This window comes from Listeria monocytogenes, assembly GCF_013282665.1.
In the GTDB taxonomy this organism is placed as follows: Bacteria; Bacillota; Bacilli; order Lactobacillales; family Listeriaceae; genus Listeria; species Listeria monocytogenes_C.
In genome coordinates, this window is the sequence record NZ_CP054041.1 from 2,135,953 (window position 1) to 2,148,672 (window position 12,720).

General features: G+C 35.9%; 12 protein-coding genes. 6 read left to right on the forward strand and 6 right to left on the reverse strand.

The features are described 5' to 3' along the window. Window positions 1-10: 10 nt before the first annotated feature. Entirely contained in the window at window positions 11-1,345 is a 1,335-nt protein-coding gene (locus tag HRK21_RS10770; protein WP_077952777.1) for a TrkH family potassium uptake protein, read from the forward strand. Between the two features lie 81 nt (window positions 1,346-1,426). Here HRK21_RS10770 and HRK21_RS10775 read toward each other — a convergent pair whose 3' ends face one another. Next, window positions 1,427-1,795 carry a DUF4064 domain-containing protein gene (locus HRK21_RS10775; RefSeq protein WP_003722859.1) on the reverse strand — a complete coding sequence of 123 codons (369 nt, stop codon included), beginning with the start codon at window positions 1,793-1,795 and terminating at the stop codon, window positions 1,427-1,429. Window positions 1,796-1,824: 29 nt separating this feature from the next. Then, the gene (locus HRK21_RS10780; RefSeq protein ID WP_069888543.1) at window positions 1,825-2,859 is read right to left on the reverse strand and encodes an acyltransferase family protein; all 1,035 of its coding nucleotides are present in this window, start codon (window positions 2,857-2,859) and stop codon (window positions 1,825-1,827) included. Window positions 2,860-3,045: 186 nt separating this feature from the next. On the opposite strand from HRK21_RS10780, the gene HRK21_RS10785 reads away from it, so the two are divergent. Beyond that, window positions 3,046-3,525 (forward strand): methylated-DNA--[protein]-cysteine S-methyltransferase, encoded by a 480-nt coding sequence (locus HRK21_RS10785; RefSeq protein WP_070006828.1) that lies wholly within the window; start codon window positions 3,046-3,048, stop codon window positions 3,523-3,525. A 15-nt stretch (window positions 3,526-3,540) separates the two neighbouring features. Here HRK21_RS10785 and HRK21_RS10790 read toward each other — a convergent pair whose 3' ends face one another. Together HRK21_RS10790 and HRK21_RS10795 are read right to left on the reverse strand one after the other, a co-directional pair. Beyond that, window positions 3,541-5,715, reverse strand: a complete 2,175-nt coding sequence (locus tag HRK21_RS10790; RefSeq protein WP_070006829.1) for an ATP-dependent Clp protease ATP-binding subunit — start codon at window positions 5,713-5,715, stop codon at window positions 3,541-3,543. 163 nt (window positions 5,716-5,878) lie between these two features. Beyond that, entirely contained in the window at window positions 5,879-6,490 is a 612-nt protein-coding gene (locus HRK21_RS10795; RefSeq protein WP_031695193.1) for a CPBP family intramembrane glutamic endopeptidase, read from the reverse strand. A 145-nt stretch (window positions 6,491-6,635) separates the two neighbouring features. Between HRK21_RS10795 and HRK21_RS10800 the strand changes: the two genes are divergently transcribed. Further along, window positions 6,636-7,427, forward strand: coding sequence for a DUF422 domain-containing protein (locus tag HRK21_RS10800; RefSeq protein WP_069888546.1), 792 nt, complete (start codon window positions 6,636-6,638; stop codon window positions 7,425-7,427). Here HRK21_RS10800 and HRK21_RS10805 read toward each other — a convergent pair whose 3' ends face one another. Together HRK21_RS10805 and HRK21_RS10810 are read right to left on the reverse strand one after the other, a co-directional pair. Beyond that, the gene (locus tag HRK21_RS10805) at window positions 7,428-8,900 is read right to left on the reverse strand and encodes a phytoene desaturase family protein (RefSeq protein ID WP_077952771.1); all 1,473 of its coding nucleotides are present in this window, start codon (window positions 8,898-8,900) and stop codon (window positions 7,428-7,430) included. Between the two features lie 104 nt (window positions 8,901-9,004). Then, the gene (locus HRK21_RS10810) at window positions 9,005-9,271 is read right to left on the reverse strand and encodes a YkvS family protein (protein ID WP_077952307.1); all 267 of its coding nucleotides are present in this window, start codon (window positions 9,269-9,271) and stop codon (window positions 9,005-9,007) included. 307 nt (window positions 9,272-9,578) lie between these two features. Between HRK21_RS10810 and HRK21_RS10815 the strand changes: the two genes are divergently transcribed. The 3 genes from HRK21_RS10815 (at window position 9,579) to HRK21_RS10825 (ending at window position 12,710) form a co-directional block, all read left to right on the forward strand. Beyond that, window positions 9,579-9,845 carry a phosphocarrier protein HPr gene (locus HRK21_RS10815; RefSeq protein WP_003719221.1) on the forward strand — a complete coding sequence of 89 codons (267 nt, stop codon included), beginning with the start codon at window positions 9,579-9,581 and terminating at the stop codon, window positions 9,843-9,845. After that, window positions 9,845-11,563, forward strand: a complete 1,719-nt coding sequence (ptsP, locus tag HRK21_RS10820; protein ID WP_069888549.1) for a phosphoenolpyruvate--protein phosphotransferase — start codon at window positions 9,845-9,847, stop codon at window positions 11,561-11,563. The genes HRK21_RS10815 and ptsP overlap by 1 nt, the downstream gene beginning before the upstream one ends. A 112-nt stretch (window positions 11,564-11,675) precedes the next feature. Further along, window positions 11,676-12,710 carry a YdcF family protein gene (locus HRK21_RS10825; protein WP_003738602.1) on the forward strand — a complete coding sequence of 345 codons (1,035 nt, stop codon included), beginning with the start codon at window positions 11,676-11,678 and terminating at the stop codon, window positions 12,708-12,710. Window positions 12,711-12,720 lie beyond the last annotated feature (10 nt).

The following is a 12,720-nucleotide window of genomic DNA, read 5'->3' on the forward strand; positions in this document are numbered from 1 at the left end:
AAAGCTTGTTTTGGCACGCATGACGCCTGTTCAAGTGATTATTGCGTATTATTTTCTGGCAGTGACGATTTCTACAATCGTGTTAAGCTTGCCATTTACGCTGCAAAAAGGGGTAAAGGTATCATTTATTGATACACTTTTTACGGCGGCGAGTTCAGTGAGTGTAACAGGATTAACAACAGTAGATGTAAGTCAAACATATAGCACAGCCGGAATTTGGGTGTTGATGGCGATTTTCCAAATTGGTGGACTCGGTGTTATGATGATTAGTACGTTTTTCTATTTGATTTTAAAAAGACGAATTGGATTGAAACAACGCCAATTAATTATGACAGATACTAATCAGTTTACAATGAGCGGAATGGTCCGAATGCTTCGTGAGATTCTAGTACTTATTTTCGGCATTGAGTTAATCGGAGCCTTGATTTTGGGAATTTACTTTATTCCACTTTATCCGAATTTTTGGGACGCGATGTTCCAAGGATTATATAATTCCGTTTCACTCGTGACTAATGCGGGCGTTGATATCACAGGTAAATCGTTAATGCCATTTGCCAATGATTATTTTGTTCAATTTATTTCGATTCTGTTAATCATTGCAGGTGCGATTGGTTTCCCGGTTTTACTTGAAACGCGGAGATTTTTATTTGAGAAAAACACGTTAATTCCGTTCCGCTTTTCCCTTTTTGTAAAAGTGACGACGCTAACTTATTTTGTGCTTTTAATTGTCGGTGGACTGCTCATTTGGTTGTTTGAATATCAACATTTCTTTGGTGGGAAAAGCTGGGATTTCGGTTTCTTTAATTCGATGTTTTTATCTGCAACATCTCGAAGCGCTGGCTTACAAACGATTGATAGTGGGGCATTATCAATCTCTACGTTGTTGCTTGTCTCCTTCTTAATGTTTATTGGAGCATCGCCAAGTTCTGTTGGTGGTGGGATTCGAACGACAACTTTTGCGATTACGATTTTATTTATTTATTCGGTTATTCGCGGTCGGAAACATGTATATATTTTTGGTCGTGAATTGCATCAAGAAGATGTGCGAAAATCACTCGCAGTCACGTTAGTAGCAGGATTTTTAAGTATATCGGCTATAGTCATTTTAATGCAAACGGAGACCGCCTCGTTAATTGCCGTTATTTTTGAAGTCTTTTCGGCGTTTGGTACGACAGGACTTTCTGTAGGTTTGACACCAGATTTATCTACGCCGGGTAAAATTATTATTATTGCATTAATGTTTATTGGTCGCGTTGGTATTATGTACTCGATGCTAAGTCTAAGAAATAAAAATCAACCTAAAAATGCGATTCGTTTACCAAAAGAGAAAATTATTACAGGCTAAATATTAAAGCCATTCTGATTGCAGAATGGCTTTTTTTGTCCATGAAAAAACCTCTTGATCAAAGTGACCAAGAGGTGATTTTTAATATTTTGATTTTGGAACAGGGCGTCTGAAAATACCCATTAAACCAGTTAACGTGATTAAGATTCCGGATATAATCCAAGCAGTTCCGATAACGAAGAAGAGCACGATACCGATAATGACTAAGATAACACCCCAACCACGTGGAGCTGATTTAATTAGAAGGGAAGCAATTAATGCAACTACAGATGCGATTAATGTAATCCACCCTAAATTTGCTAACTCGTTACCTAATTCGCCCGGTAAATAAGTAAATGTTTGTATATAATCTGTGACTGAATCTCCATAATTAATAATCCAAAAGCCAACTAGAATCCCAATGATAGAGCCAATTAATCCGATAATAATTTCTGGTTTTCTTGAACCCATAATACAACCTCCTTTTTCTATCTATACGTTTAATAACTTTCCCGTTTTGTTAAGCGGCTAAACACATCTCGCAACATCGATACTCTAAGTTCGATTACTGGTTGAACGAATATTTTCACCAATCGACTTGATAATAATATTGTTAAAACAAAAGTAATGACGAATAATAGTAAAAATGCCGACGGGCTATATTGAAAGTCAGTCTGGCTTCCTTCACGAAAAAACTTAATAAAGAAGCCATGTAACAAATAAACATATAACGTATTTTTACCCCATTTAGTGAAAAATAACCTCTTTCTAGGAATAAAACTGAAAAAAGCCGCAATCGAACCAAAACTAATCAAATAGACAAGTGCGCGAATGAAAAGGCCTAGCGACTTAACTTCCACAAAGTTTGCATAAGGCTTAGAACCTAAAAACCACTTATCATTTAAGTTAGGATGAAGCGTGATAAAGGATAAAAGTAAAACAATGAAAATTCCTCCAAGAATCATAGCAAAATGTGTTTTGAGATAGTAAAAATGTTCTTTCTTTAAAAAATAACCAACTAAGAAAAACGGGAAAAATACAAGTGTCCGAGATAAACTCAAATAACCCCCAATAATATCAAAATATCCAGCTACTAAACCAATAAAAAGAGCAATACTTATCGACTTCCAAGGCTTAATTTTTGCAAAAACAAAAAGCATTAAATTCCAGAAAAACAAACTAAGTAAAAACCAAAGTGACCACTCTGGATCAAGTAGTTTAATAGAAAGGCTATCTTTACTTAAAAGAAAATAATAAAAAATACTATATATTAGCTGAAAAAACACATAAGGTAGGATGAGCTTTTTCATTGTCTTTTTTAGATAACCAGGCTTGCCAAAACTTTTAGCGAAAAAGCCGGATATTAACACGAAAGCGGGCATATGAAAAGTATAGATGTAAATATAAAGCACACGAACACCTGCATAATCCGCGATAAATGTTTGGAGGAAATGCCCAAAAACTACTAGAAAAATTAAAATAAACTTGGCATTATCGAAATAACTTTCCCGTTTTAAGGAGGCGGTTTGTTCCATAAAAAACAGTCCTTTCTATTCTACGTTGGCAAACTATTGGTATAATTTACCCTGCATTCTGTAACGCTTATCCAACAGTTAAGTAACAAAAAGTATCAAATATTAACAGCGGATGACAGCTAGTTGCGAATGGAAGAGGGACGTGCTATCTTTAGAATAATAACTTAAGGGGAGAGGAGCGACAGAATGCTAAAACAGCAAAAAACATCGCCATTGGGTGATTTATTTATAACTATTGATGAAAAGTGGATTAGGAATATTTCGTATGACGAGCCAAAAAATTGGGAACTTCTAGAAGGAACTATCATAGAAAAAGAACTTTTTCAAGCATTGATTATCCAGCTAGATGACTATTTTGAAGGCACGAGAGAGCATTTTGATTTGCCGGTGCTCCTTAAAGGGACCGATTTTCAGCAAAAAGTTTGGCAAGCTTTGAGCCAAATTCCGTATGGAGCTGTTGTGAGTTATAAAGATATTGCGATTTCAGCAGGTAGCCCTAAAGCTGTGCAAGCAGTAGGACAAGCGAATCGCGCTAATCCAATTCCGATTATTATTCCATGTCACAGATGCGTGAAAAGTAATGGAGAGCTTGGTGGTTATAATGGGGCGGATGTAGATAAGAAACAATATTTACTTGCATTAGAAAAAGGCTTGAGTTTAAGTTAACTCAAGCCTTTTTTATTACACTGTTACTTGTTCTGTTATAGTAATTTCTTTATTATCGTTTAGGGTTGCAACGAGATGTTTTGCTTCTGGTTGTTCAATTAAACTGTCGGCAATGGCATCTTCTAGGTGTTCTTGGATAGTCCGGCGTAGTGGTCGTGCTCCGAATTTAGGGTCATATCCAAGGTCAATCAAATGTTCTTTTACTTCTTTAGAAACATCAATTGTTACACCTTCTTGAGCGAGCATTTCATTTAAATCAACGAGCATTAAGTCGATAATTTGTACTAAATCGTCTTTTTCTAGGGATGTAAACTCAATGACGCTGTCTAAACGGTTTAAGAATTCTGGTTTGAAGTATGCGCCTAATTTTGCCAGGATGTCAGAACCTTTTTCAAGTTTTGTTTCAGTGGTTGTATTAAAGCCGACTGAAGCTTCTGTGTCTGTCGCGCCAGCATTACTTGTCATAATGATGACTGTATCTTTAAAGCTCACTGTACGTCCTTGTGAATCAGTTAGTCGACCGTCTTCTAAAATTTGCAGGAACATATGTTGAACATCTGGATGTGCTTTTTCGATTTCATCTAGCAAAATGATGCTATACGGATTGCGACGAACTTTTTCTGTTAATTGTCCAGCTTCTTCGTGACCTACATAGCCTGGAGGAGAACCGATTAGTTTAGAGACGCTGTGTTTTTCCATGAATTCACTCATATCTAAACGAATCATCGCTTCACTAGTACCGAATAATTCACGAGCTAGCGTGCGTCCAAGTTCTGTTTTTCCGACACCAGTTGGTCCAACAAATAGGAAGGAACCAATTGGACGATTTTTTGATTTTAGTCCAACACGACTACGACGAATTGCTTTGGCTACTTTTCTTACAGCATCTTCTTGACCAATAACTTTTCCAGTTAAGTTGCTTTCTAAGTTCTTCATTTTGGATTGCTCGTCTTCTTGTAAACGTCCTACTGGGATGCCAGTTTTTTCTTCAATAATCGCTTGGATGTCTGATGCTTGAATGACAGGGCGTTCTGAGAAGGAATTACTTGTTTTATTTTCTTCTAACCGAGTAATTTCATCACGAACTTTGGCTGCCTTTTCGTAGTCTTCCATTTGAAGCGCTTGATTTTTTTCATCCTCTAAACGGGCAACACGTTCGCTCACGGTATTTTCGTCCAATTTTTCAATAGATAGATTGTATTTGGAACCAACTTCATCCATTAAATCAATTGCTTTGTCTGGCAAATGACGATCTTGGATATAACGTGCGCTTAATTCAACGGCAGCTGATAAAGCTTCTGGAGAATAAACTACTTCATGAAAATCTTCATATTTTGGTTTTAAACCATTTAAAATAGTTAGCGTTTCTTTTGTGGATGGTTCGCTTACAGTTACTGGTTGGAAACGACGCTCAAGTGCGGCATCTTTTTCGATTGTGCGATACTCTTTTAACGTAGTAGCACCAATCATTTGTAAATCGCCACGAGCTAGAGCTGGTTTTAGAATGTTTCCTGCATCCATCGAGCCTTCCGCAGAACCTGCCCCAACAATCGTATGCACTTCATCAATAAATAGAATCGTGTTTTTACGTTCTTGTAGTTCTTTAATTAGTTGTTTCATACGTTCTTCAAATTGACCGCGGATACCTGTACCAGAAACTAGTGAAGCGACATCTAGTAAGATAACTTCTTTGTTCATTAATTTGCTTGGAACTTCTCCTGCGACAATCGCATTTGCAAGTCCTTCGACGACAGCTGTTTTACCAACACCTGGTTCACCAATTAAGACTGGATTATTTTTATTACGGCGGTTTAATATTTCAATGACGCGTTTAATTTCTTTGTCACGACCGATGACGGGGTCGAGTTGCTCATTTTTCGCCATATCTGTTAAGTTTGTTCCAAATTCATCTAGTAAACCATTGCCGCCACCAGCAGTTTGTGTTTGTACTTGTGCGTTTGCTTGGCTTCTTTGTTCACGGTTAGCTTGACTAGCAGCACCACTCAATTGACGGAAAATATCGTCAAACGGAGAACCGCTTCCTCCTGGAAACTCATTTGCGCCAAAGTTGGCTTGATTTCTAACTTCTGCATAACAAGAGGCACAAAGCGGCATTTCTACACGCTTACCATTAATATTCATATATAGTTGAATTGTTGCTGGATTTTGATTACATTTTTCACAGTTCATAATTAATTTCCTCCTTTTAAAAATGAGAAATGAAAGGTCTTGACTTTGACTATCTTTGACCTTATGAACTTATTATATACTGACCTATTTTGACTTTCAAGTATTTTGCTTATTTTTTTTACAAAAAAAACACCCCTATAAAAGGGGCGTTTTTTGGCTATTTTTAATAAATTGGTAAAGCTGCGAGTAATAAGAATGCAAAGGTTAAATGCGATAAATATAGCATGAGTAAGCTTGGGCGATAGGAGTACATAATATTCCATACGAGTGAAGCGACAAAGATACCGATAATCGCTGCAAAATTACCACTTGGGAACATCATTACCATACATAGTAACGCTGCAAAAATATTCGAAAACCAAGGATTGAAATAATGGTTTAATCGTTTTAATACGAAGCCACGCCAGAAAATTTCTTCTCCAGGGATAATGGCCACGATAAGCAGTAACCAAATGATCAAAGAGTGCGTAGAATACTTATTAAAAGCAGCTTCTACAGAATTTTCTAGACCGCCTGGCATTACTTTAATAATAAAGGCGCCTATGTAAAAAATAATATAAAGGACGATTCCGGAGAAAATACCGGGCAAAATACCTTTAACGAATGAAAACTCTTTTTTTAAATCATCATTAAAAATCACAAAACTAAGTAAAAATAACATCCCAGCTCCATATAAATACCAAAAAACACGTGGGAACTGATATGTTAAGATAACAAGTAGGGCACATAAAATAAGTCCCAGTACAAGTTTATAATCGATCTTGATGCTCTTCAAAATACTTTACACCTCTTCTTAACAAATACTTCTCATACTACTTTAAAACAAATGAAATCGTTTGGCAACAATTAAACAAAAGATAAGATAAAAGTTGTGCAATTTAATAAATCCTATATAATGAAAAAATAGGAGTGGTTCATAGATGTTAGAAAAAAACTACAAATTTTTACTTTGGATTTATATATTCTGGTTTTTAGGTAGCGTTTTGTTAGTATCCTTACACATTATTCCACCAGAGCTAACGGCAGTGCAATCATTATTTTTAGTATTTACGGGTGTTTTTGCGGCTGTTTTCTTTATTATGCAATATGGCAAATGGCTTGGTTCTGCTATAACGTTACTTATTTTTGTTGTCAGCACTTGTATTGAATGGATGCAACTAAGTTATACGGATGAGTATATTGGTGCTACATTAGGTGGGAGTGTTTACGGTATTCCTATTACGATGGGCTTTATTTGGGTCGGAATGGTTGCCGGGACGCATATTATCGCTCGAGAAATTACATTGAAGATTAATATTGACTGGATTCGAGGAGGCATTTATTCGTTTATCGCAGCAACGATGGTAATGATTTTTGAGGTTTTAATCGAACCAATCACCATGCAATCAAAACAACTTTACATTACACAAAACGGCTTCACGATTTTGCAGTTATCTGACTTTATTAATTGGTGGCTTTTAGGGCTAATTTTACATTTAATGATTTACTTTATTTTGAGTTTAACGGATAGTTGGGAGCGTCTTAAGTATCCAGATTTAAAATCAGAAATTGTGATTGTTTACTGGATTATTATCGCCTTTTTCGTATTTTTGTCCTTTTACCTTGATTTATGGACATCTATTGCAATTATCATCGTTTCTAATATTATTTTCACTGCTTGTTATTTTTTCAGTTTGGAAAAAGAAGCGCAACCTAAAAAGAAATCCGAATGATTACTCGGATTTCTTTTCTTTTTGTAAAAATTTCTGGGTTGCAATTTGCGCATTTTCAATGATGAATGGGAGAGAGCTCCCCGACATTGCGCCAGCGCCAATCACAAATAAATTTTTGAATGGCGGAGATTTTTTGGAAGGATGTAAGTATCCATGTTGACGCCATAAATGTTGTAAACCAAAGATTGCACCGTGTTTAACATGATATTTCTTTTCCCAATCTATTGGTGTGATAATGTATTCTTCTTCAATATATGATTCTAAATCAGGTATAGCTAGACGTTCTTTTATTGTATCTAAAATTAATTGGCGAAAAGCAGGAGTTTCTTTTTCCCAGTCTATATTACTTGTATTATTAGGAACTGGAACCATAATTCGAACACTTGAATGATTAATTGGCGCCATGGTATTATCTGTTGCAGATGGATTAGTCAAATGTATCGCGATATCATTAGAAAGAATTTTTTTATGCATCGTATTATTCGCAAATTCTCGGTAATTTTGTGGAAAAATAATCGACTGATGTGTAAAAGGCAATACGGTCTTTAAGCCTAGATAGAGAATAAAAGCAGAAGAGGAATATTCATTTCTGTCCAATTTATCTGACTGCTCACGAGTCAAAGAATAAATGAAATCCAGGTTGGTGAAATAATAATCCGCTTCGACTGTTTTCCCATTTGCAAGCACGGCTCCGGTTATTTCTTTACCGTTCGATTCGAATTCAGTTACTTCGGAATTAAAGAAGAACTTCCCTTTGTTTTCTTTAACTACTTGTTGCATGGCCTCAACAATTTTATTTTGTCCACCAATAGGATGAAAGGTTCCATAGTAATATTCAGAAAAAGGAATAATACTATAAGCAGCTGGAATATCCCAAGGTGACATACCTAAATAACGCATCTGTAAAGAAAACGCGAGGCGAAGGTATTTACTATTAAAATATCTTGCTAAATCATCCATCAATGACCGTCCAAGCGTCAAACTAGGAATTGCACGCAAAGTTGTTGGACGGAAAAAATCAAACAAAGAACTATAATTAAATTGATTGAGCGGCGATATATACAGCATTTTTTTTGTGTTTTCTTTCATAAAGCGATCAAAGCCAGCTTCTTCGCCTGGGAAATACGTTTGAATAACCGCTTTTGTTTCAGATGGATCACTGTAAAGAGGGAAGGTAATATCTTTAAAATAAAGCGTATGGATAGGATTGATAGGTAAAAGCGAAACATAATCCAAAATATTGCGATTACAATCCATAAAAAGAGAAGTCAAAACATGCGTCATTGTAAGTGCAGAAGGTCCGACATCAAATGAGTACTTACCCATTTTGTGTAATGCCGTTCTTCCACCAATGCGATCATTTTTTTCATAGATGCTTACTTGATAGCCTAGTTGACTTAATAGCATACCGGCCGCCAAACCACCTGGTCCAGCACCAATAATGGCAATTTTCTTTTTGCTTTCCAAATTCAAACGCTCCTTTGCCCGATTTATATACATATAAAAAACGCAAAAATATAGAGCATTATCTCTCGGAAATGCTTTATTTTTGCGCACTTAAAAACTATTTTGTTTTCTTATTCTTCTGTTTCTTCTTCCTCTTCTACAGAATGAATAATTTGGTAATTTTTGTGATTGACCACTGTTTTTTCTTCAATCCCTAAATCTTTAAAATTTTCCATATAAGTTAAGTCGACAATAACGGAGTTTTCGTTGAGTTTTTCAACGATTCCTGTAAGGCCATCCTTAAATTCAATAATGTCTCCAACATGTGCTTTTGCCATTGTTATCACTCCTTCAATTTTCGGTGTTGCCTCTATCTTGCTGAAAAAGAATGTATGCATTTTTGAACCTTCCTTAAATTTTGCACTAAAACGCTATTAAAATCAACTATAAGCCATTAAAAAGTGCTATTTAATTCAAAATGGAAACAATTTAGTGACAAATTTAAAAAAACAGGTTATTTTTTTCTATTTAAAAAGAGTGAAACAAGGTGCTCTACAAAAAAACATTCTAAAAAATTTTTAATCAAATAGTTGTAACAATAGGTAAAACATGGTACTCTTTTTAATTGAGGGATAGTCTTTTTTGTTGAAAATTTTTCGGCTTAAAAGGTTACAACAAATTTCTTTACAAAGGAGAATGTAAATTATGGAACAAGCAAGTTTTGTAGTAATCGATGAAACAGGAATTCACGCACGCCCAGCAACTCTATTGGTGCAGGCTGCAAGTAAATACAGCTCGGACGTTCAAATTGAATACACTGGCAAAAAAGTAAACCTTAAATCAATCATGGGCGTTATGTCTCTTGGTATTGGTAAAGGCGCTGACATTACTATCTACACTGAAGGTAGCGATGAAAAAGAAGCAATTGAAGGACTAACTGAAGTTCTTAAGAAAGAAGGATTGGCTGAATAATGGCTAAAGAGTTGAAAGGTATCGCAGCATCTGATGGGATTGCCATTGCGAAAGCTTATCTGCTCGTTGAACCTGATCTTTCCTATGAAAAAACAGAAGTTACGGATGTTGAAAGTGAAGTAAAGCGTTTTGAAAGCGCGTTAGAAGTTTCTAGAACAGAACTTTCAATGATTCGTGAGAAAGCTGCTAAAGACTTAGGAGAAGATAAGGCACAAATTTTTGACGCGCATCTTCTAGTGTTAAATGATCCTGAATTAACAGGACCAATTGAAGAAAGCATCAAAAATTCTAAAACAAATGCAGAAACAGCTTTACAAGAAACGACAGACATGTTTATTGGTATGTTTGAATCTATGGACAACGAATATATGCGTGAACGTGCAGCGGATATTAAAGATGTACGTAAACGTGTTCTTTCTCACTTACTAGGTGTAACTATTCCTAATCCGGCTTTAATTGATGAGGAAGTAGTTGTTGTTGCAGCTGATTTAACGCCTTCTGATACCGCACAACTTAACCGTAACTTTGTTAAAGGTTTCGTAACGGATATTGGTGGACGTACTTCTCACTCTGCTATTATGGCACGTTCTCTTGAAATTCCAGCAGTAGTTGGAACAAAAGAAGTTACTGCTAGCGTAGCGAAAAACGATATTGTGATTATTGATGGTTTGGAAGGTAATGTTATCATCCATCCAACAGAAGAACAAATCGCTCACTATGAAAAAATTAAATCTGATTTTGCTTTACAACAAGCAGAATGGGATAAACTTAAAAATGAAAAAACCGTTTCTAAAGACGGCGTTCACGTGGAGCTTGCAGCAAACATCGGAACTCCGAATGATTTAGATGGTGTTATTTCTAACGGCGGGGAAGCAGTAGGACTTTATCGTACAGAATTCTTGTACATGGGTCGCGACAATTTCCCGACAGAAGAAGAGCAATTCGAAGCTTATAAAGCAGTAGTTTCCGGAATGGACGGAAAATCTGTGGTTGTTCGTACATTAGATATCGGTGGCGACAAAACGTTACCATACCTAGAACTTCCTGAAGAAATGAACCCATTCTTAGGATTCCGCGCAATTCGTCTTTGTTTTGCAAATGAAGAATTATTCCGTACACAACTTCGCGCCTTACTTCGCGCAAGTGTATATGGTAACTTAAAAATTATGTTCCCAATGATTGCAACAGTAAATGAATTCCGTCAAGCACGTGATATTTTACTAGATGAGAAAGCAAAACTAAAAGCTGCTGGAACAGAAGTATCTGATTCCATCGAACTTGGAATTATGATTGAAATTCCTGCCGCTGCAGTTCTTGCTGATCAATTTGCAAAAGAAGTTGATTTCTTCTCTATCGGAACAAATGACTTAATTCAGTATACAATGGCTGCGGACCGTATGAACGAACGCGTTTCTTACCTTTACCAACCATACAATCCATCCATTTTACGTTTAGTCAAAATGGTTATCGATGCTTCTCATAAAGAGGGCAAATGGACTGGTATGTGCGGGGAAATGGCTGGAGATCAAACGGCTGTACCACTTCTTTTAGGCTTAGGCTTAGATGAATTTTCAATGAGTGCTTCCAGCATTCTTAAATCTCGTTCGTTAATCAAACGTTTAGATCAATCTGAAATGGTGAAATTAGCGGAAGAAGCTTTAAATAAATCTACAGCAGAAGAAGTTGTAGAATTAGTTGAAAAATATACTGCTGAATAATAGCTGAATAAAGACCTAGACAATTTTCTTGTCTAGGTCTTTTTATGTTGTGAAATAGCCTCTGCCCAAGTATAATTGGAAAGACAGTTAGTTTTAAAAGGGGGAAACAAGATTGGTTATCTATCTATTAGCAGTTTTTTTTCTGCTTCTGTTCATTGTCTTGTCATTTATAGATAGACGGCGTATTAGTAATGGTATTATTTTGACACTGGCACTATTTTTTTCTGTGCTTTCGGTGGTTTATGCCACTTTTTCAAAAGGGAATGAACTACTCGTCTCGGTTATGGGGACGGTATTACTTTTATTAGTTTTACTTATTCCGTTTTTTGTTGTAGGGATAGCAACGATGCTCATTGTGAATGGACGATTAATGTTAAAACGTGAGGGACGTAAATTAGCAAATATGCTTCCTTTAATTATTGGTTTAGGCATTTTAGCATTTATTATTACATGGTTTGGTAGTATTTTAAAAACGGGTAGTCCTATTCTTGGGATTATGGTAGTTTTTATTGTTGCGTTGGTTGGTTATTTTTCCTTTTTATTTTTATCGTTTCTTTTATCGACTTTTCTCTATCAATTTAATTTCCCGAGATATAATCAAGATTTTCTGATTGTATTAGGGAGTGGTCTGATAGGAGGCGACAGAGTACCTCCACTGCTTGCTAGTAGATTGAATCGTGCTATTAAGTTCTACGACAAACAATACGCCAAAAAAGGCAAACGGGCTACTTTTATCGTATCTGGTGGGCAAGGAGCTAATGAAACTATTTCAGAAGCAGAAGCGATGCGAGCTTATTTAATAGAAAAAGGCGTGGATGAAAATTTTATTATTATGGAAGATCAATCCGTTAATACACTGCAAAACATGAAATTCTCAAAGGCAAAAATGGATGCAATTATGCCGAACTATAATAGTTTATTTTCAACGAATAATTTTCATTTATTTAGAGCTGGTATTTATGCAAGAAAAGCGGGTTTGAAGAGTCAAGGGATTGGCGCAAAAACAGCTTTATATTATATGCCTAATGCGTTAATTCGGGAATTTATTGCTATCATTGTAATGTATAAAAAAGTACATATGGTATTACTTGGTTTATTACTATTGTTTTTTGGGTTGCTGGCGATTATAGGTGTTACTTTTAGATAGGAGGTTAGCG